The following is a 20,954-nucleotide window of genomic DNA, read 5'->3' on the forward strand; positions in this document are numbered from 1 at the left end:
ATTCTCAGAACGGGATGTCGTCGTCGAAATCATCGAAGCTGTTATTTGGCTGAGGTGCCGCTTGTGGCGCCTGTTGTGGTTGCTGATAACCACCTTGCTGTGGAGCCTGTTGCGGTGCCGGGCGTTGCTGCGGTGCGGCCTGAGGTGCTTGCTGTGGCGCCATAGCAGGCTGCTGATAACCTCCGGCCGGGTTCATTGGCTGTTGTGGCGCTTGCTGTGGAGCCGGTTGCTGATAACCACCTTGTTGCGGTGCTTGCTGAGGTGCCTGTTGTGGCGCCGCAGCCATACCAGCCATTGGTGCTGAGCCCTGGTTCATCATCTGGCCTGCAGACTGGAAACCACCGGCAGGTGCGCCCATACCACCACCCATATTGTCGCCACGGCTGTCGAGCATCAACATGTCGTTGGCAATGATCTCAGTGGTGTAACGTTTTACACCGTCTTTTTCCCACTCGCGGGTACGCAGTTTACCTTCGAAATAGGCTTTGGAACCTTTTTTCAGGTATTGCTGTACGATCTCAGCCAGCTTGCCGTATACCGTGATACGGTGCCATTCAGTTTGTTCAACCTTCTGGCCGCTTTGTTTGTCGTTGTAGCTTTCGTCAGTTGCCAATGACAGATTGGCAACGGCATTGCCGTTTGGCATAAAACGAACTTCAGGGTCACGACCCAGAGTACCGATAAGTGTCACTTTATTAACGCTGCGACCCATGCTGTTCTCCGTTTTCAGAATTAATGATGGCTGAGGCCTCTTTCATATCAAAGGCTTCAGCACTGACTTTTAAATAAATGGCGCCTTCACTGGCGAGCAGACTGACCTCCGAAACACCGGTCAGTGCCATAAGTTGTTTAAGCTGTTGTGCGCTGGTTTCACCATTCACAGCCAAGCGTACGCTGGTCAGATGTTGTGGTGGTGAGGAGCGCCAGATAATCAGCGCCCAAAATATCATTAACAGGGCCAGGCCGACAAACAGGATTTCGCTGTTGAAATCGGCCAGTATCCAGCCGCCCAGGCTGCCACCAACAAATGCGCCGAGAAACTGCATGCTGGAATAAATACCCATGGCGCTACCCTTGGCACCCGCCGGAGCAATTTTACTTAACCAGGACGGTAAACTGGCTTCCATCAGGTTAAAGCCCCAGAAATAGAGCAGCAGCAGTACTACCCAATGCCACAGACTGTTCGCCATGCTCATCAGAAACAGGGTTACGGCAATAATGCCGGCACCTGTCAGCACCACGCTTTTCATCTTACGGCGCTTCTCGGCGATGATAATAAAAGGCACCATCAGGATAAACGCTACAACCAGAACCGGCAGATACACCCAGCTGTGTTGCTCTGCTGCCAGACCTTGTTGCTTCAGCTGCAGCGGAATGGCAACAAAAATAGCCACCATCAAGGCGTGAAGAATAAAAATACCGATATTGAGCGGCCAGAGCTGGCGATTACTCAGCTGCTTTTTGACTTCGCTGAGCACCGCGCTTGAGTCGCGATGCGGCAGCTGTGCCGGGTTAGGGATAACAAATAAGGTAACGAACACGCCAGCAATGGCCAGAATGGCAGTAATAAAGAAGATGGTACTCAGGCCGCCCATACTGGCCAGCCATGGGCCTAACACCAGAGCAACGGAGAACGATAAGCCAATACTGGCACCAATGGATGCCATCGCTTTCATGCGATTTTCTTCGCGAGTCAGGTCGGTAACCAGCGCCATAATGGCACTGGCGATTGCGCCACCACCTTGCAGGGCGCGGCCAATAATAACGCCATAAACACTGTCGGCATTTGCCGCAATCAGACTGCCAGCCGCGAACACGATCAAGCCACCCACAATCACCGGTTTACGGCCGATGCGGTCGGATAAGCTACCCGCCGGAATCTGCAACAGCGCCTGTGTCAGGCCATAAATCCCCATCGCTAAGCCCAGTAGCTGTGGGGTTGCACCTTCCAGTTGCTGACCGTCGAGCATCATTACAGGCAGCACCATAAACAGGCCAAGCATGCGCAGGGCATATAACGATGCCAGCGACATAACGGCGCGTCGTTCTGTGGTTGACAATACTGCGGCTTGAGTCAAAACGGTTCGGCTCTGTGACTAGTTAAAAAAGGGGCGCTAGTGTACCAGCTCAGGGCCGATTTGATTAGCCATTAACTGGGGAATCGGAGGGCATTCAGAGTTGCTGTCGGGCAAAGACTTAAGGATTAAGACATTAATGCGTCAAATTGAGTACAAAGTACCAAAAAATTGCCGTTTCCGTGTAGCAATTTATGTCAGATTGCGTACACTCAAGCCATTCTGGTTGTGGATAACCAGAAGCATGGAGCAATAAGAGTTAACGGATACACTACTACAAGGAGTTCACTTATGGAAAAGACGAACACTCTCCCTGGCCGCCGTATCATCCTGTTTGGCCAGCAGAATCTGCAAAACTCAATACTGATCGGTTTTATTCATCAACGCACTAATATTGATTGCCAACTGGTTAATCAACCCCAGTGGCGTGAAGAATGGAACACCTACCCGTGCAAAACCCTGGCGCTGATTGATGCTGAAAGTGCTCGTCCGGAGAAAATCCAGGAGTTACTTGAGGCAATTTACGAACAGCCAATGGATGTGATGGTTGCCTTCTTTAATACCCCTCCGGGTCATGCGATGGAGCGTATGATTGTCTGGCCGATGGTGAATGGCCTGTTCTACCGCGATTCTTCGCAGCAGCAGCTGAGCAAGGGGATTCAGGGCATGTTTTCCGGTGAATACTGGTTGCCACGTCAGTTAATGGCACAGTATCTGGAGCGCACTCGTCATAAGCCACGTCGTATGTCTGCCCATGCCGCATTACTGACCAAGCGCGAGAAGCAGATTCTCAAGCTGACGGCGACCGGTGCAACTAACACGGAAATTGCTGAGCAACTCAATGTCAGCATGCACACGGTGAAAACCCATATTTACAATCTGTTCAAAAAGATTGGTGCCAGCAACCGTATTCAGGCTGTGAACTGGGCGCAGGAGAATATGGACGAGCTGTTGCATGAGATGGCGGAATAAAGCCGGTTTTTGCTACTGATCCAACCTGTTAGTTAGCTTACAATAGCGGACTTTCTTTCAAACAGATGTGAAAGCCGTTCTATGGATAAGATTCAGGTTCGCGGTGCTCGTACCCATAACCTCAAGAATGTTGATCTCGACATTCCGCGCGACAAGCTCATCGTTATTACCGGATTAAGTGGTTCCGGTAAATCTTCCCTGGCATTTGATACCTTATACGCCGAAGGTCAGCGTCGTTACGTTGAATCTTTGTCGACCTATGCCCGCCAGTTCTTATCCATGATGGAGAAACCGGAAGTTGATCTGATTGAAGGTCTGTCTCCGGCGATTTCGATTGAACAGAAGTCCACTTCCCATAATCCGCGCTCGACCGTTGGTACGGTGACCGAGATCTACGATTATCTGCGTCTGCTGTTTGCCCGGGTCGGATCGCCACGTTGTCCGGATCATGACGTCGCACTGGAAGCACAAACCATCAGCCAGATGGTGGACTCTATTATGGATCTGCCGGAAGGCAGCAAATACATGATTCTTGCCCCGGTTGTTCGTGATCGTAAGGGGGAGCATTTGCATGTGTTCGAAAGTTTACGTTCACAAGGTTTTATCCGTGCCCGTATCGATGGCCTGGTGTGTGACCTGGATGATGTCCCGGAACTGGATAAACGTAAGAAACACAGCATTGAAGTGGTGGTTGACCGCTTCAAAATCAAAGAAGGCATTGAGCAGCGTTTATCCGAATCATTGGAAACCTGCATTGAACTCAGCGGTGGTCTGGCGCTGGCAGCGCCGATGGATGATGAAAAAGCTGAGCCGCTGTTATTTTCGTCGCAGTTCTCTTGCCCACATTGTGGTTACAGTTTGTCGGAACTGGAGCCCCGTTTATTTTCCTTCAACAATCCAGCGGGTGCTTGTCAAAGCTGTGATGGTTTAGGTGTTAAACAATACTTTGATCCGGATCTGGTGGTATTAGATCACAGCCTGACGGTCGCTGAAGGTGCTATTCGTGGTTGGGATCGTCGCAGTGTGTATTACTTCCAGATGATTACATCGGTGGCAGAACACTTCGGTTTTGATATCGATAAGCCGTTTAAAAAGCTGACGAAAAAACAGCAGAAAATATTGCTGGAAGGTTCGGGTGAGGAAGAAGTTCGTTTTAATTACGTAAATTCCCGTGGCGATCAGATCTTTAAAGAACACGCATTTGAAGGTGTGTTGCCAAACTTAGAGCGTCGTTATCGTGAAACCGATTCGCAAATGGTACGCGAAGAGCTGTCGAAATATTTAAGCGTTCAGCCGTGCCCGACTTGTAAAGGATCACGTCTGCGTACTGAAGCGCGCCATGTGTTTGTTGGTGATAAAACCATTCACGCCTGTACCGCGATGCCGGTAGAAGAAGCACATGAATATTTCACCGGCCTGCATATGGATGGCCACCGGGGTGAAATTGCAGAAAAAATTCTGAAAGAAATCCGTGAACGTTTGCAATTCCTGGTCAACGTTGGCCTGGAATATCTGACCCTGAACCGCAGCTCGGATACCTTATCTGGTGGTGAAGCTCAGCGTATCCGTCTGGCATCACAAATTGGTGCTGGCTTGGTTGGAGTGATGTATATCCTCGATGAGCCGTCCATTGGCTTGCACCAGCGTGATAATGATCGTTTGTTAAAAACCCTGTTTCATCTGCGTGATCTTGGAAATACGGTGATTGTGGTTGAGCATGATGAAGATGCGATCCGCAGTGCTGATCATTTAATTGATATTGGCCCGGGTGCTGGTGTTCATGGTGGTCAGGTAATTGCTCAGGGCACACCGAAGCAGGTTATTAAAAATAACGCGTCGGTTACCGGTCAGTACCTGTCCGGTAAAAAACAAATTGAAGTGCCAGCTGAGCGTACTCCGTACGACAGCAATAAAGTTCTGACGTTAACCGGTGCAACCGGTAATAACCTGAACAACGTTGATTTAACCATTCCGCTGGGTTTAATGACTTGTGTTACCGGGGTTTCCGGTTCCGGTAAATCAACGTTAATTAACCGTACTTTATACCCTCTGGCGGCAACGGCGTTAAATGGCGCGACCACGTTAAAAGCGTCGGATCATGAAGCAATCGATGGCCTGAAGCAGTTAGATAAAGTTGTCGATATTGATCAGAGCCCGATTGGTCGTACTCCTCGTTCTAACCCGGCAACCTATACCGGAATTTTTACTCCGGTACGTGAATTATTCGCCGGAACTCAGGAAGCCCGCTCCCGCGGTTATAAAGCCGGACGCTTCTCGTTTAACGTCAAAGGCGGTCGTTGCGAAGCTTGTCAGGGTGACGGCGTTATTAAAGTTGAAATGCATTTCCTGGCGGATATTTATGTGCCGTGTGATGTGTGTAAAGGCAAACGCTATAACCGGGAAACACTGGATATTCGTTACAAGGGCAAAAATATCCACGAAGTTCTGGATATGACGGTAGAGGACGCACGTACTTTCTTTGATGCGATTCCTGCGGTTGCACGAAAATTACAGACCTTGATGGATGTTGGTTTGAGTTACATCAAGCTTGGTCAGGCGGCGACTACATTATCCGGCGGTGAAGCTCAGCGGGTGAAGCTGGCGAAAGAACTGTCCAAGCGTGATACCGGCTCTACTTTGTATATTCTTGATGAGCCAACCACTGGTCTTCACTTCCATGATATTGAGCAGTTGCTGGCGGTATTGCACCGTTTACGGGATCACGGTAATACCATTGTGGTTATTGAGCATAATCTGGATGTGATTAAAACCGCTGACTGGATTGTGGATTTAGGCCCGGAAGGTGGCTCGAAAGGCGGCTACATTATTGCTGAAGGCACACCGGAGCAGGTGGTAAAAGAAAAAGCATCTCATACCGGGCGATTCTTAAAGCCTTTGCTGGCTGCGAAAAAGTAATATGGCATCCGCTGGAAAACGGGCTCTGTGCACAAAATGCAACAGGCCCGTCAAAGTCTGTGTTTGTGATGCTTTGGTTGAAATCGAGGCGCCGCTTGAGCTGATCATCTGGCAGGACCCGACCGAAGCAAAACATAAATTGTCGACGGCCCCGTTATTACACCTGAATATCACTAATAGTCGTTTATTAATTGCTGATGAATTAAACCCGGAAGAGGTTTTTTCTTCTACGGATTTGTCTGAATGTGCTTTGTTGTATCCGTTAGAGAATGGACAGCAACTACAGGCTGGTCAACAAACCAGAATAAAAAAATTACTGGTGTTGGACGGTACCTGGAAAAAGGTACGACGTTTATTCCATTTGAATGCCTGGCTGAAAGATTTGCCGTATATCCAGTTAACGCCAGAGTCATTAAGCCGCTATGCGATTCGGAAATCACCTCGCGCAGATGGTTTATCGACCATTGAAGCGACGGTTGCGGCATTGAGCCTTATCGATAACGGCAGAGATTATCAGCCGGTGCTTAATGTTCTGGAGCGAATGGTTGAATTGCAGCAACAAAACATGCCAGCGCAACTCAAACGAACCCGAAGCTAATTTTTCTGGCGATTCCATATCGGGGGATCGCCAATTTTCTCCAATAAAAAGTCGATAAACACCCGGACTTTTGCCGTTAAGACATTCGACTTTGGGTATACCAGCCAGATTGCCGACTGATCTTCTATCTCGTATTGCGGTAATACCCGAATCAGGCGGCCATCCTTTAATTCCTGATGAATATTCCAGTAGGTATGCATCGAAATGCCTACGCCGCTCAAGGCAGCGACCTTCATACTGGCTCCATCATCACAGACAATTCTGGCTGTGGCTCCTGGAGGTGGAAAGCTACTGGCGACACCATCAGGTGTCACCATTTTTCTTGGTTCAGCGTTGCCGAAGACTAATAACCGGTGGTCGCACAGTTGTTCAGGGTTTTGTGGTTGGCCAAAACGATTAAGGTAGCGGGGCGAAGCGCATAATATTCTCTGATCATCCGCCAGTTTCCGTGCCCGCAGGCTACTGTCTTCGATTGCATAGTTGCGCAATGCCAGATCAAAGCCACCCTCGATTAAATCCAGCTGCATGTCGGACAGCTTTAACTCCAGATTGATTTTGGGATACCGCTCAAGAAATTCATCCAGCAGAGGCATGATGTAGGCCTGAGCAAAGGTACTGGAGGACGCAAAACGCAACGTACCACTTACTTCATCGACACCATGACCCAATGCCGCTTTTGCTGCTGCCTGTTGTGCCAGAATTTCCCGGGCATAGGGCAGGAATTCAGCACCTTCCAGTGACAGGGAAATTTTCCGGGTTGAACGATGTAACAAATCAGCACCAAGCTGCTGTTCCAGCTTGGCCAGTCTTGCGCTGGCAACGGCAGGCGCCAGGTCCAGCTTGCGGCCAGCCGCACTGATATTCAGCATATCCGCAGCCATAACAAATAAACGAATGCCTTCAATGTCCAAGAGATGTTCCGCTAAGCAGTGATTATATAGAAAACCCGAATTCTGAATTAATTTTAGTCTGGTTTTATAGATAAAGCGGATAAATATACTGGCTCTGTTCGACGTTACGTCATACACCTTTGTTAACCCGACAGGAGCAAACATGTCCCATCAGATCATCACTGACCTTAACAATCGTTACACTGCCAAGAAATACGATGCCAGTCAGCGTATATCAGTCGATGATATGGAAATCATTCTTGAAGCATTACGGTTATCTGCTTCCTCGATTAATTCACAACCATGGAAATTTATCGTTATTGAAAGTGACGCTGCCAAACAACGGCTACATGATACGTTTGCAAACAAGCATCAGTTTAATCAACAGCATGCGAAAGAAGCATCTCATACCATACTGTTGGCCTATGATCCTGAATTCACCAAAGAAAAATTCAGCAAACGCCTTGATGCCGAAGTGAGCTCTGGCCACCTTGCTGCTGAGAATTATGACAACTTTATGGGAGCTTATGAGTTTGCCGAAGACAATACCGACGAGCACGGATACAACGGTGGCTGGTCGAAAGCTCAGGTTTATCTCGCATTGGGTAACGTATTACACACGTTAGCGCGTCTGGGCATTGCATCAACTCCGATGGAAGGTGTTGACTCTGAGCTGATTGGCGAATTATTTCACGATGAACTGGATGGACATGTTTGTGAGGTTGCCTTAGCGATGGGATATCACAAACAAGGTGAAGATTATAATTATGGAAAGCCAAAAGCGCGTTTGGCCCGGCAAGATGTGATTACGGTGCTATAAAATAAAACCCCCGGCATTGAAAATGGCGGGGGTTTTATTTCAGTTCATATTATTCGTTTCAGAATTTATGAACCACTTTAACTGAGCCGTCTACGACGGAGCTGTCAACATAACCAATCAGATTTGGATTATTGGCGACCAGGTCTTTCACGGTGGCATCATCACCAGACTCTTTAGGTGGAGTGCCTTTTCCGGTGAAAATCAGGCGTGACCAATAAGCCTTTAACTGACTCGAGCTTTTGCCCAGTACTGTGCTGTTAAATGCTTCCCGGCTTGCGGTGCCTGCATTCTGATCAACCGGAACGGCCTGACTGCCATCCGGGAAGTTTTTACTTTTGCCAAGGAATACCCGGGCAATCGTATCCTGGTCCAGATTAGCATTGCCATTACTGGCACTGACAATAACGGCGACTTCGGCGCTGGCAACACTGGCAACAAATACTGAAGAAATGGCCAGGGTTTTAAGGAATTTATTCACTAATTTCATATTTATTCTCCTTAAAATACCAGATCGACAGCAACACTATACAGCATTGCAGACTCGCCTTCTTGCCCAAGTCTCAGCTTTTCATCGACGTACTGAGCCTCAACCTTAAAGGCTGTGCCTGCATCATAATCGAAGCGTGCGCCTAAAATGATGCTGTTTTCTTCACCGCGTAAATTGTTTTGCAGTGTACCGATCGTACCTGAACGTTTCTCGTCTTTGTCGGAGGTATAAGTCAGATGTACGGTGGTATCATCAAAGCGTTGAGCCAGGCTGACCAGATACGCAGTGTCGTTCAGGAACAGCTCTGTTTCATGATCAAGCGAGGTCCATTCGGTGATAAAAGAGGTCGAACCGTTATCGTAGGTAATGGCTGCTTCGTAGAACTTGGCAGTGTCACCGTCAGGTAAAAATTCATCTGACAGGCCGCTGGCTACAGCACCTGCAACCAGTGCTTCGAGTGGATCACCGGTAGGGTTCGCAGCCAGGTCAGGCATATACAGGTCGGCCTGGTGATAACTTACACGTGCGCCCCAGTTACCCTGACTCAGATTTAATACTGCACCACCGAAGTTTCTCAGTTCAATCTGGAAAGCTTTTTTTACCGGAGCAAACGTGTCATTGAAACGGCCATAATAAACCTGGACCGAGCCATCAACCGAACCTGCGCTAAAGCTGCGCGTCAGGTCGATACCGTTAACTGAAGAGAAAACATCCAGTCGGGAATACACTTCACTTGGCGGTCTTACCCAGTTGTAGGCGTAACCCACTTCGAGAAAATCAGAGTAATAGAAGAAAGGAGAGCGCAGGCGACCGATGCGTAAATCGGTATTTTCATTAACCGAATAAGTGACGTACGCCCAGGAGTTTTCCGTTTTATAATCTTCGGAACCGCGAGCAACAAACTGTGTTGTCGCCGACGTCGAATCATTTACCTGCTTGCTGACTTGCAGAGCAACCATGGTGTCTTGATTGAAAGAGAGGTCGTCATCATAGCCGGATGAAGTAACATCTTTGTTGGTGAGCACACCTGCTCCAACACTCATAAATCCATTTATGTTGAGATCATTTGCAAAAGCCGTCTGGCTACCCGCCAGCATAACCGCTGCTAATAGCGGTCCCTTGCGATTTATCATGGAATAAACCCTCACTTTTTTGGTTTAATAAAACCTTAGTAAAGGTCCAAAATAGTGCAAATAATTACTGCATTATTTCTAAGTAATATTACGGAGCTATGCTTGTTCCGTCATCGCGGTAATGTGTTTGATCTGGCGCTGAATTAACGACTGATTTTTTTCCGGCAATTGGTTCAGCCAGTAGCTGGGTACTTCTTTGCCATGCAAATCAGAGATTTGTGGGCCGCTATCCCAGTCGATATCACTGTGTTGCGCAATTTCATCGAGAATCGATTGGCTGGCCAGTAAGCGTCGCTCTTCGCCGTGCTGAGCCAGATGAGAAGCCCAGTGAATGGTATCGCCAACCAGACTGCCCTGGAGATGCTGTTCTTCTCCGATCGGAGTGAGCAGAACAGAGCCAAAGTGTGCCGCAATACGAAATTCCAGTGGTAATAATTTACTGTCGTGTTCGCGTAAATGACTGACTAATCCAAGAAATAATTCTGCCGCGTATAAACAGTGCAGTGCATCCTGTGGTCTGGATTCAGGCAGCCCGAACAGCATAACGATGCCATCCCCCTGGAACCTGTCGAGCTTACCGTTGTAAAGCTTAGCTGCCTGGCTGAGAAGCTTGTGGTATTGATTCAGCAGTGACGACAGTTCCGCCGCGCTCAACCGGTTTTGTAGTACTTCCAGCTCCTGTATCTCGATATACAACATTGCACAGGACTGATAACGGAAGTGTTGTCCCTGATTGTTGGGCTCCGTATTAATAAATTGCCCAAGGGCTTTTTCTACCGCACGTCGTTGCTGTTCTGTTTCCGCTATTTCTTTTAATGAATCGTGCAACGGCTGCAGATCCTGAATCTGCGGCGCTTCCAGGGTAAAGCTGTCACCGTGCTGCCAGTTTTTCAGTTTTTGTGGCAGCTGACGCAGATACGACAGATTCCGTTCGCTGAGCTGATACGCCAGCAGGGCGCCAATACAGGCGAATAGCGCGCTGGCCAGCAGGTTCATAGCGAAATCGCGGCGTAATGACTGGCTTGCCACCGCATTATCGATGGCAGCCTGAATGGTACCAATCGCCAGGTTGTCCTGAGTGATGCTCTGGCTGGTGGTCATGGCCGCACTGGCAAAGCGTCCGGTTTCGGCAATGACCTGCTGATCGGTATTAAGAATACGGATCGCCTGAATAAACTCGCCACGTTGCCACTCGTTCAGAGTCAGGTTAAGGCTGACACGATCTTCATTCAGTAAGCTGGGTGCTAATGCAACCGCCAGGCGTTTTAACTGCAGTTGCGATTGATGCTGCAATGCCTGTTCGCTGTTGTTCGACTGGGTATGAAATGTCAGAGCACTGATGGCCACTGCGGTAAACAGAATCATCAGGGCAGTAAATAAGCCAAAGGCTTGACTCAGATTCAATTTTTGCCAGATCGATGAGGGTTTAGCCATTGTGATACTCAAACAATTTTTCTTTATGATGGTATTATATGCGCCGCCTGAAGTAACGCCAGCAGAAGCAAGGTTCTGTGGTGTGTATTATTTGACCAAATAGTTGATGATGGGGAACCACCATGAGTGATGTGAAACAGTCTCTGCAAGATAAGCTGCAACAGTTGGAAAAAGGTCTGTACCTGATGAGCCTGGACCGTGTACGTGCTTTGTCAGTACATGAAACTGTCGATCTGATTGAAGAGCTGCGTGGCGTAGTTGCTGCTGCGAAAGCGGATACAGATAAGCTTTAATCGAATTTAAACCAGGGGTTATCCGTGACTGAATTGGTTCTAATCCGCGTGACTGGGGCCGACAAGCCCGGGTTAACTGCTAACATCAGCGCTATTCTGGCGCAGTACGATGTAACGATTTTAGATATCGGTCAGGCTGAGATTCACGACACTTTAACGTTGGGTATTTTGGCCGCCATTCCTTCCCGGGCAGAGTCTGCTCCGGTTCTCAAAGACGTATTGTTTAAGGCACATGAACTGGGCCTGTCGGTGCGCTTCACACCTGTCACTCCCGAGAGCTATCAGAGCTGGGTAACGCAACAGGGCAAACCTCGTCATATTATTACGCTGCTTGCGCGCGCCATCGAAGCAAAAGCGATTGCTGCGATCACTGTCATTGTGGCAGAGCACAACCTCAATATTGATCAGATTAACCGCCTGTCCGGGCGTGTCGATCTGGATCAGGAACAGGAAAATACCCGTGCCTGTGTTGAGTTTTCCGTACGTGGCGAGGCAGATCAAAGCCAGATGCGCGCTCAGTTTCTGCAGGTTGCTAACGACCTTGGAGTCGATATCGCGTTTCAGAAAGATGATAAATATCGCCGTAGCCGTCGTTTGGTTGCGTTTGATATGGATTCAACCCTGATTGAAGCGGAAGTGATCGATGAGCTTGCAGCCGCTGCCGGTGTTGGTGAGCAGGTTGCTGATATTACTGAGCGGGCGATGTCGGGAGAGCTTGATTTTAATCAGAGCTTTGAACAGCGTGTGGCCTTACTTAAAGGTCTGAATGGCGATGTGCTGCAGGGAATTGCGGAACAGCTGCCGGTGACCGAAGGGGCTGAGCGACTGATCCGCAACCTCCGTTCTCTGGGCTACAAAACAGCAATCCTGTCAGGCGGCTTTAACTATTTTGGTCGCTACCTGCAGGAGAAACTGGGCATCGATTACGTATTTGCTAATGAACTCGAGATGGAAGACGGCATTGTCACCGGACGAGTGACTGGCAAAGTTGTCAATGGTGAACGCAAGGCTGAACTGCTGCGCGAACTGGCTGCAAAAGAAGACATCACGCTTGAGCAAACCATTGCGGTGGGCGACGGCGCAAACGATTTACCGATGTTAAGCATTGCCGGTTTAGGGATTGCGTTCCGGGCGAAGCCTCTGGTGCGCGAGAATGCTAAAAATGCGATCTCTACCCTGGGCCTGGATGGCATCCTGTACCTGCTGGGTTATCGCGATCGCGATATTGGCTGATCAGTATCCGATCGACGCTCCAAAACAAAAAAGCCGCAATGAATGTTCATTGCGGCTTTTTTGTTGCCGTTAAGGCTGATATGGCTATTCGTCGTTAAAATCGTAGGCCATACCGGCCTGGGGAGCCTGTACATAATGGCCCTGAATAAAGTGCGCGCCCATCTGCCATAAATTGGCAACCGATGAAGCGTTCTCTACCAGTGGCACAATGGTTTGCTTTTCTTCTTCGTGCAGGTGGCTGAGCAGCTCTTTCAGATGTTTCTGAGCATCTGGATTGTTGCCCAGTTCCTGGGTAAAGGAGCCATCAATTTTTACGTATGTTACTTCCAGATGTTTGAGAATCTGGAACGGCTTCAGTGCGCAGCCAAAGCGGCTTAATGCCGTTGGGATACCACGCTCCAGCAATGAGTGGCTGAACTCCTGGCACTGCTTCAGCATCTTACCGGCGTCTTCCTCGTTAAACTGGAAGATGGCGGCTCCCTTTGGCAGCTTAGCAGCGTTCAGTGCAACGCTGATCCAGCTCGCCAGGCTGTCGTCAGATAACGATGCTGATGACAGGTTAATAAACATGCGGGTGTTATGGTCATTGGCGCGATGTTCACTGAGCAGTTTGGTGGTATGTAATACAACCCAGCGGTCGATCTTGCGCTTCAGGTCGTCATTAACGTCCGGGTTATTCAGGAATTCACCGGCGGAAATGACCTGGCCATCCGCTTGTGGCAGACGTAGCAGGGTTTCGTAGTGTTCGGTTTCTTCACCACGTAAGTTGATGAGAGGCTGGAATAACAATTGGAAGCTGTTGCTCTTTAGGGCGTCTGCCAGCTGGGCTTCGATATTCACTTCGCCATCTTCAGGCTCATCTGGTTTCTTCGGCAGGTAAAGGTGAATGCCGTTTCCGCGTTTGTGGCCTTCCTGTTTACGCACATCATCCGAGGCATGGTGAGCCTGTTGCAGAATGTCTTCCGGTTTTGAGCTGTTTTCAGTAATCAGTGCGATCCCGATGCTGGTTGTTACCGTAATCGTGCGCTTGTCGATTTCAATCAGCAGGTGCTCGATGATATCGCGCAGTTTCTCTGCTTGTTCCAGCGCTTGCTCAGCATCAATGCCCATACCGATAAAGGAGAAGATATCTTCACCAATACGAGCAAGGTGTGTGCTGTCCGGCAGGCTTTTGCGCAGCTTTTCTGCAACGGCAGTAATCACTGTGTCGGAGTGGTTAATACCAATTTCACTTTTTACTTTATTGAACTGGTCAATATTGATGTAAAAAACCGCACCACGGGCACCTTTGAGTACGGCACTGTCGACGGCATTTTCCAGTCGTTCGGTAAAGAAGGTTTTATTGTATAAATTGGTGAGTAAGTCACGGCTGCGAATGGCCTCCAGCTGTGCTTCCAGTTCGTGGCTGTCCGCCTGACCACGAATAGTTACCTGAGTACATTCCTCGTCGGCGTAGGTTGCCGGGGAAAAGTGCATGCTCATAGCAAACACATCACCATTACCATTGATGCCTGAGGTTTTCAGTTCACCGGCTTGTTGACCCTGGTCGTAACTTTTGAGGAATTGTTTAAATTGCTTCTGGCCAGAGGCATCCACCATATCCATGATTGGCATGCCTTCCAGGTCTTCGGCAGAGTCGTAACCAAATAATTCGAGATAGGCGAGGTTGGCGTAAACGTGCATGCCGTCATGAATGTAGGCAACGGCGTCTTTTGAGCTTTCCAGCAGCGCTTGTGCACGCTTTTCTGCATCGCGCAGTTTGACTTCCAGCATGCGCTTTTCGCGGCGTGCTTGCAGATGCTTCAGCTCACGCTGAATCACCATTAACATCACGTTGGATTCTTCCAGAGGAATGATCGTGGCGGCGCCTTTTTTGAAGCAGGTCTCGAATGTAATGGCATCGAGCTCTTCATTGGTCACCAGAATTAACGGCAGATCTTTATTAAGGCGCTGGATCTGGCTCTGTAACTCTTCCCACTGAATGTTCTGTGCCTGGGGCTGTGCTAATACCAGATCCCAGCTTTTATCCTGTAACTGATCCACAAAATCCGCCAGAGAACTGACCTGATGAGCTCTGGTTGCGCTGCCTGAGTTGCGAAGCATACTGACGATATTTTCAGCGTGATTCTGAGATTCGGTCAGAAGCAGCAGGTGGATTGTATCTCGGTTCACAAATTTACCAGCTTGAAGATAAGGGATTGCTGATTATAAGTATTAGGGAAGAAAAAAAAACGTCCAGTTCTGACAATAATTGTCATAATCCGAAGCAGCTGGTCAGCTTTTACCCGGTTTTACAACTTATTCCAGATTGAGTCGAAATCATCGTCGGTAACACCCGGTGCAGGTTGCATGGTGTTTTGCTTTTGACTGGCATTACCACCCACCATACGGAACTGGAACTGGCCAAAGCTACTGGTTGAAGTCAACCGTTTAGTCAGCTGATAGCGACCTTGCTCAGTTTCAAACATCAGCTCAACCTTATTGCCGGTTCGGAACGGCATTCTGGGTAACAGCAGTGTTGCAGGTTGAGCGATGGCCTTGATGGCTGGCAGCAAAAGTGCGCGCATAAGAGGCCCGTTGTTACCGGTTTTCTGAAGAATTCTTGCTGCGCCAATTTGTGCTTTGGGCGCCAGTAACTCAATACCCAACTGAGTGCCCTGGTCGCGCAGATGACGAATCCAGCGGATTACACCAATAGACCAGTGTTTCACCCCTTTTTCCTGAATGCCAATCAACTCTCCAGCCTGAATGCTGGGTGGGACATTGCCTTTCCAGTGCAGACAGTAACCGCCAGGACTGGTGTTGATCAACTCAATAGCGTGTGAGGGGTATTTGGCTTTTGTTTCAACTTCGCCATCGTCGTTTTTGTGCTTATTAATAAACTCGATGGTATCCAGGTTCAGACTAGGATTGTCTGCAATCTTGGAACCACCGGCGTCAAACGCATCGGCCCAGACATCGTCCGAGCTGACTTTGCCTGTGTCCGCAGCTTGCTGCACGTCTTCGTGCATCGTTTTGGGCTTAAAGCGCGCCAGCATTAAATCAAAATCGAGCATGCCGCCGCTGTAATAATGCGTTGCTGACAGACCGATGCACAGTCTCAGTGAACCTTCGGTTGGAGCACGACGAAACGAGCGTTGCCAGTGAATTCCCCAGGATTGAATGGCGTGAGACAGCAGGTTATCCGACAGCTTACCCGGTACCGTAATGGTGTTATTGCCATTCGGGTTAGAAGCCCATAGCTTCAGTGCCTTAACCAGCTCTGTGGTATTCAGGCTGCGGAACAACGGTTTTTGTGCATCGCGCAAATGCTGGCGGTACTGGCCCGGACGATCGCGATGTAAATTGATAATAAATAAAGCGGATTCGTCTTCAGCCTGCGTCAAACCAACAAATTCAGCCCAGAGTTCGCTGGCATCATAGAGTTGCATCAGGTCTTGCTGACGAAGGTTGTTGGGTTTTGCCGTGCCCAGTAAGTGAGCACGGATATAGACGTCTTTAATGGTGGAGCTGGACAGGAAGCGTGTCTGGCGATCGCTGACTTTGTATTGAGTCAGGCCATGCATTTCTGCCAACAGCAGTAACTGATTAATTTCCAGCCAGGCATGTTCAGGTGGCTGGCAGTAGAGCTGGAACGCTCGCAAGATGGTTTGGTTGGTATCTGATATTGCACGGTGCACCGCCAGTGTGACTATCTTGGCGGGTTTGTCGGTCGGCCCCAGATTGGCAATGCTGTGCGCCACAACCAGCTTGTAGCCGGTAGCCAGATGTGCCTGAAGAGCCTGGCTGAGGTTAGCGATTTTCAGCTGTTTCTCATTCAGTGAGATCGATGACTGTAAAAAGTGTTTATTCAGCAGGGTACAAATGGAATAGATGTAGGGACGAACCACTTCCAGTACTTTGAAACGCAGCAGAGGGTCTGTGTCCCACTGATTCAACTCCCGGATGGCATGGTACAAACGGCGCGCAGATTCCCCGGTATTAGCCATCGGGAGCTCTTTGGCCCACTGGGTAATACCTTCAACATTGCCGGCACAGATACTGGGTTGAGCCAGTGTCGTTGCCGGGATATGTAATTTGATTGGCGCTTTTGAGCTGTCCATGCGTTCCTACTATTGATTAAAAAACAAACGATCAACCAATTTTTAGCGAGTGTATCTGTTCTACAGTATAGACAATTTGCCGTAAGTGCATGCCAACACTCAGGAAATTTGCTGGTGCTAAAGGTAAAACAGTGTAAAACCAACGCATCATTCCGTTATGGCGCTGACTTTTACCGTAGTGAGAATCATTTTTTATATTATCGCCGTTTTATGGGCTTTCCCGCCTTCTTCCCTGACCAGCTTTGGAACCAGATAACCCGGTAGTTCACTCATCAGTTGTTGATGCAGAGCCACAGCTTCTTGTTGGGGTATATCAAAGTGGCTGGCGCCCTTTACCGGATCAAGCAGGTGAAGGTAATAAGGCAATATACCAAATTCAAACAGTTGTTTGCTTAACTCAGACAAAACACTGAGCTGATCGTTGACTTGTCTCAGTAATACCGCCTGATTCAGCAAGGTTACGTTGGCATCTCTAAGTGCCTGGTAGTAGTTCCGGTGCAGCGCAGATAATTCGTTAGGGTGATTAATATGCAACACGCAGCTGCTGAGCAAGCGGCTGTCTTTCAGCCGTTGGCACAGCTCTGGGGTAATTCGTTGTGGGATCACCACTGGCAGTCGGGTGTGGATCCGAAGTCGTTGTACATGTGGAATGGCTTCTATCTGATCAATTAGCTCGGACAAATGGTGATCTTGCAGCATCAGCGGGTCACCACCGCTGAGGATAACTTCCTCAATGCTGCTATCGCGCGCGACATACTCCAGCGTTTGCTGCCATTGCTGGCGGCTGACGCGGTTCTCCTGATAAGGAAAATGACGGCGGAAACAGTAACGGCAATTCACCGCGCAGCCGGACGCAGCCAGTAGCAGGACACGCCCCCGATACTTATGAATAATGCCTTGTTGGATATTGGCATGTTTTTCTGCCAGTGGATCTGTGACGTATCCATCCGGGCTATGCAGCTCAGCCGCCTGGGGTAAAACCTGAAGCAGCAATGGATCCTTCGGGTTACCCGGCTCAATCAGGTCGGCATAAGGGCCGGGCACTAGCAGGGAAAAATCCTGACTGGCAATATTAGCGCTTAGGCGTTCGTCCGGGTCGATTTGCAGGAATTCAAGCAGCTTATCAAGGTCTCGATATGACTCAGCCAGGATCTGACGCCAATCTTGTGGCTCTACAGCGTCGCTGGTTCGGGTTATGATATGCACTTTGATACGACTTCCTAAAAGTAATCAGGTTTTAAAATGGCGAATTATTCTACCAACGAATTCAAATCAGGTCTTAAAGTGATGCTTGATGGAGATCCTTGCTCCATCGTAGAAAACGAATACGTGAAGCCGGGCAAAGGCCAGGCATTCAACCGTGTAAAGCTGCGTAACCTGAAAAACGGCCGCGTATGGGAGCGCACCTTTAAGTCTGGTGAATCTCTGGAAGGTGCAGATGTTATGGAATATGACATGGAGTACCTGTACACCGATGGTGAATTCTGGCACTTCATGGCAAAAGATGGCTCGTTCGAGCAACACGGTGCGTCTGAGGAAGCGCTGGGTGATACCATTAAGTGGCTGAAAGAGCAGGAAACCTATGTTGTGACCCTGTTTAACGGCGGTGTATTAACCGTTGCTGCACCGAACTTTGTAGAACTGGAAGTGACCGAAACGGATCCGGGCCTGAAAGGCGATACCGCTCAGGGTGGTTCAAAGCCAGCAACTCTGACTACCGGTGCTGTTGTTAAAGTACCGCTGTTCATCAACATTGGTGAAGTGCTGCGTATCGATACCCGTACCGGCGACTATGTCAGCCGTGCTTAAGCCCTGGGCTTAATTTTAGTGAAAGGGAGCCTATCGGCTCCCTTTTCTTTTTCTGGCAGCCAGTGAGCTGTTTTTTACATCGCAGGAATTGTTTCATGCAGGATTGGCGTCCGGGAGCCAGCAATAAGTTGCTGCAGTTACGTGCGGAATTAAACCGCGCGATTCGTGAATTCTTTTATCAACGACAGGTGCTGGAAGTAGAAACTCCCTTATTGTGTCAGGCACCGGTAACGGATCCGAATATCGAGCCGATTCAGGCACAGGGACGTTATCTGCATACGTCACCGGAATACGCGATGAAGCGTCTGTTGTGCGCTGATAGCGGTGATATTTTTCAGATCGCTAAAGTCTTTCGTTGTGGCGAAGCGGGTCAGCGCCATAATCCGGAATTCTCGATGCTGGAATGGTATCGGGTTGGCTGGAACCACTGGCAGCTGATGGACGAAGTGGCGGAATTATTGCGGTTGATATTAAAGCAACCGTTTCCCCGTATTGATCTCAGTTATGCCGACGCTTTGAAACAGTTTGCGCACTTAAACTGGCCAGCGTGTGACGATGCTGCCATCAGAGCAAAAGGTATTGAGCTTGCAGGTGTGGACCTGGAGCTGGATCGCGATGGCTGGCTGGACATTATTATGAGCCATCAGGTTGAGCCGGGTTTACCTCGCGACACATTGGTTTTTATTTATGATTACCCGGAGTCTCAGGCAGCATTGGCAAAAGTTCGCAGTGACGAAAATGGTGCCGTTGCTGAACGGTTTGAAGTGTATTTAAACGGCGTTGAACTAGCGAATGGCTATCACGAACTGACGGACCATCAAGAGCAGAAAAGACGTTTTATGGTTGAAGCGCAAGGGCGTGATATTGATCAGCGATTATTGCAAGCGATGTCTTCTGGTATGCCTGACTGTGCCGGGGTTGCAATGGGTCTGGATCGAATATTGATGGTTTTATCAAATATAAGATTGATCGACGAAGTGCTCAGCTTTTCCTGGGAGAGAGCATAATTTCAGATAATAATTCCTGCCTGGCCTGAAAAGTTGTAGCTTTGGCGTGAAGCAGTGAAAACAATATTGACATCCATCAGTTAAAATTATTTTTCGATTTTTATCTCGATATTTAATTATCCGCCAGGGATACGACTGAAGGGAATGTCATGTTTGGTTTTTTTAAACGCCGTGAAAAGCAGGTAGTTGCGGATACTCAACCACAGCCGATGCAAACTCAGGGAATCAGTTATGACTCTGGTTTAATCGACCAGTTTCATGCTGAGCACCAGGCTTTATTAAATTTATTCGGATTAATTAAGACCAGCGCGGAAAAACAAGATTTCAAAAGCGTCCGGAAAAATCTGAAAAAATTCACCTCCATATTACGTGGTCATTTATTGACTGAGAACGTAAAACTCTATGTTTACCTGTCTAAAGAGTTGGCTCGCGATAGTGAAAATCGCGAAATCATTATGACGTTCCGCCGTGAAATGATGCAGATTGGCAAGGCCGTTAATCAGTTTGTAACCCGCTACGATAAAGAAGATTGGACGCTGGAGATGGAAAAGAACTTTCTTGGTGAATTAATTACCATTGGTGAAGTTCTGGTGCATCGTATCGAACAGGAAGAATCAACGCTCTATCCGCTCTATCCGCTCTATCCGCTCTATCCGCTCTATCCGCTCTATCCGCTCTATATGCCGGAAGATCACTATAAAATATAAAAAGGAATAACTATGTTAAGCGAAAACCAGATTAAGCTTGTATCCGATTCATGGCAGCAGGTGTTGCCAATCTCTGAGCAGGCTGCCGAGCTGTTTTACAATCGCCTGTTCGAACTTGATCCTTCTCTACGGCCGTTATTTAAGGATGATATTAAAGTTCAGGGTGAACGCCTGATGAATATGATCAATGTTGCTGTAAATGCGCTGAACAAGCTGGACGATGTGGTTCCTGCGATTCAGGCGATGGGGCGCCGTCATCGTGATTATCAGGTCAAAGACGAGCATTACGCCACTGTTGCTGAAGCGCTGTTATGGACTCTGGAACAAGGGCTTGGTGAAGCTTTTACGGCTGAAGTTAAAGAGGCATGGACTCAGGTTTATACCATTCTGGCGACAACCATGATTGAGGCCGCTAACGCTGTTGAACCTGCCTGATTACTGTCAGAAATAAAAAAGCCGGTACACTTCACATCTGAG

19 protein-coding genes are annotated in these 20,954 nt (G+C 48.7%); 10 read left to right on the top strand and 9 right to left on the bottom strand.

Going from position 1 to position 20,954, the window contains the following annotated elements; genetic code table 11:
* Positions 1-4 precede the first annotated feature (4 nt).
* Together ssb and ACOQOZ_RS18725 are read right to left on the bottom strand one after the other, a co-directional pair.
* Positions 5-712 (bottom strand): single-stranded DNA-binding protein, encoded by a 708-nt coding sequence (gene ssb / locus ACOQOZ_RS18720; protein ID WP_420589671.1) that lies wholly within the window; start codon positions 710-712, stop codon positions 5-7.
* Positions 696-2,078, bottom strand: a complete 1,383-nt coding sequence (locus ACOQOZ_RS18725; protein WP_420589672.1) for an MFS transporter — start codon at positions 2,076-2,078, stop codon at positions 696-698. Before ACOQOZ_RS18725 ends, ssb begins: the two co-directional genes overlap by 17 nt.
* A 288-nt stretch (positions 2,079-2,366) precedes the next feature.
* Between ACOQOZ_RS18725 and ACOQOZ_RS18730 the strand changes: the two genes are divergently transcribed.
* The 3 genes from ACOQOZ_RS18730 (at position 2,367) to ACOQOZ_RS18740 (ending at position 6,561) form a co-directional block, all read left to right on the top strand.
* Complete coding sequence (locus ACOQOZ_RS18730; RefSeq protein ID WP_420589673.1) at positions 2,367-3,047, top strand: LuxR C-terminal-related transcriptional regulator; 681 nt, start codon at positions 2,367-2,369, stop codon at positions 3,045-3,047.
* An 81-nt stretch (positions 3,048-3,128) separates the two neighbouring features.
* A complete protein-coding gene (gene uvrA, locus ACOQOZ_RS18735) occupies positions 3,129-5,963 on the top strand; it encodes an excinuclease ABC subunit UvrA (RefSeq protein WP_420589674.1) in 2,835 nt (944 codons plus the stop codon).
* 1 nt (position 5,964) lies between these two features.
* The gene (locus ACOQOZ_RS18740) at positions 5,965-6,561 is read left to right on the top strand and encodes a tRNA-uridine aminocarboxypropyltransferase (protein ID WP_420589675.1); all 597 of its coding nucleotides are present in this window, start codon (positions 5,965-5,967) and stop codon (positions 6,559-6,561) included.
* Here the strand turns inward: ACOQOZ_RS18740 and ACOQOZ_RS18745 are convergent.
* Entirely contained in the window at positions 6,558-7,472 is a 915-nt protein-coding gene (locus tag ACOQOZ_RS18745; protein WP_420589676.1) for a LysR family transcriptional regulator, read from the bottom strand. The two genes, ACOQOZ_RS18740 and ACOQOZ_RS18745, sit on opposite strands and share 4 nt — an antisense overlap.
* Before the next feature lie 142 nt (positions 7,473-7,614).
* On the opposite strand from ACOQOZ_RS18745, the gene ACOQOZ_RS18750 reads away from it, so the two are divergent.
* Entirely contained in the window at positions 7,615-8,271 is a 657-nt protein-coding gene (locus ACOQOZ_RS18750; protein WP_420589677.1) for an NAD(P)H-dependent oxidoreductase, read from the top strand.
* Positions 8,272-8,329: 58 nt separating this feature from the next.
* Here ACOQOZ_RS18750 and ACOQOZ_RS18755 read toward each other — a convergent pair whose 3' ends face one another.
* The 3 genes from ACOQOZ_RS18755 to ACOQOZ_RS18765 all read right to left on the bottom strand — a co-directional run bounded on the left by ACOQOZ_RS18755 (position 8,330) and on the right by ACOQOZ_RS18765 (position 11,337).
* A complete protein-coding gene (locus tag ACOQOZ_RS18755) occupies positions 8,330-8,758 on the bottom strand; it encodes a phosphate ABC transporter substrate-binding protein (protein ID WP_420589678.1) in 429 nt (142 codons plus the stop codon).
* Between the two features lie 11 nt (positions 8,759-8,769).
* Entirely contained in the window at positions 8,770-9,891 is a 1,122-nt protein-coding gene (locus tag ACOQOZ_RS18760) for a hypothetical protein (RefSeq protein ID WP_420589679.1), read from the bottom strand.
* A 96-nt stretch (positions 9,892-9,987) separates the two neighbouring features.
* Complete coding sequence (locus ACOQOZ_RS18765) at positions 9,988-11,337, bottom strand: adenylate/guanylate cyclase domain-containing protein (RefSeq protein WP_420589680.1); 1,350 nt, start codon at positions 11,335-11,337, stop codon at positions 9,988-9,990.
* 110 nt (positions 11,338-11,447) lie between these two features.
* On the opposite strand from ACOQOZ_RS18765, the gene ACOQOZ_RS18770 reads away from it, so the two are divergent.
* Entirely contained in the window at positions 11,448-11,618 is a 171-nt protein-coding gene (locus ACOQOZ_RS18770) for a hypothetical protein (protein ID WP_420589681.1), read from the top strand.
* 24 nt (positions 11,619-11,642) lie between these two features.
* Positions 11,643-12,851 (top strand): phosphoserine phosphatase SerB, encoded by a 1,209-nt coding sequence (gene serB, locus ACOQOZ_RS18775; RefSeq protein ID WP_420589682.1) that lies wholly within the window; start codon positions 11,643-11,645, stop codon positions 12,849-12,851.
* Between the two features lie 84 nt (positions 12,852-12,935).
* Here serB and ACOQOZ_RS18780 read toward each other — a convergent pair whose 3' ends face one another.
* The 3 genes from ACOQOZ_RS18780 to epmB form a co-directional block, all read right to left on the bottom strand.
* Positions 12,936-15,023 (bottom strand): EAL domain-containing protein, encoded by a 2,088-nt coding sequence (locus tag ACOQOZ_RS18780; RefSeq protein WP_420589683.1) that lies wholly within the window; start codon positions 15,021-15,023, stop codon positions 12,936-12,938.
* A 119-nt stretch (positions 15,024-15,142) separates the two neighbouring features.
* On the bottom strand, positions 15,143-16,954 hold the full coding sequence (locus tag ACOQOZ_RS18785) for a GTPase (protein ID WP_420589684.1): 1,812 nt from the start codon (positions 16,952-16,954) through the stop codon (positions 15,143-15,145).
* Positions 16,955-17,146: 192 nt separating this feature from the next.
* Positions 17,147-18,160: an EF-P beta-lysylation protein EpmB gene (gene epmB / locus ACOQOZ_RS18790; RefSeq protein WP_420589685.1), complete on the bottom strand. Its 1,014-nt coding sequence runs from the start codon at positions 18,158-18,160 to the stop codon at positions 17,147-17,149.
* Between the two features lie 36 nt (positions 18,161-18,196).
* Here epmB and efp point away from each other — a divergent pair, with 36 nt between their 5' ends.
* From efp to ACOQOZ_RS18810, 4 genes are all read left to right on the top strand, one after another.
* Positions 18,197-18,763, top strand: coding sequence for an elongation factor P (gene efp, locus ACOQOZ_RS18795; RefSeq protein ID WP_420589686.1), 567 nt, complete (start codon positions 18,197-18,199; stop codon positions 18,761-18,763).
* Between the two features lie 95 nt (positions 18,764-18,858).
* Positions 18,859-19,770, top strand: coding sequence for an EF-P lysine aminoacylase EpmA (gene epmA, locus ACOQOZ_RS18800; RefSeq protein ID WP_420589687.1), 912 nt, complete (start codon positions 18,859-18,861; stop codon positions 19,768-19,770).
* A gap of 149 nt (positions 19,771-19,919) precedes the next feature.
* The gene (locus ACOQOZ_RS18805; protein ID WP_420589688.1) at positions 19,920-20,477 is read left to right on the top strand and encodes a hemerythrin domain-containing protein; all 558 of its coding nucleotides are present in this window, start codon (positions 19,920-19,922) and stop codon (positions 20,475-20,477) included.
* A gap of 12 nt (positions 20,478-20,489) precedes the next feature.
* Positions 20,490-20,912, top strand: coding sequence for a globin family protein (locus ACOQOZ_RS18810; RefSeq protein WP_420589689.1), 423 nt, complete (start codon positions 20,490-20,492; stop codon positions 20,910-20,912).
* Positions 20,913-20,954: the final 42 nt, after the last annotated feature.

This window comes from Bacterioplanoides sp., from assembly GCF_965219715.1.
Taxonomy (GTDB): Bacteria; Pseudomonadota; Gammaproteobacteria; order Pseudomonadales; family Oceanobacteraceae; genus Bacterioplanoides.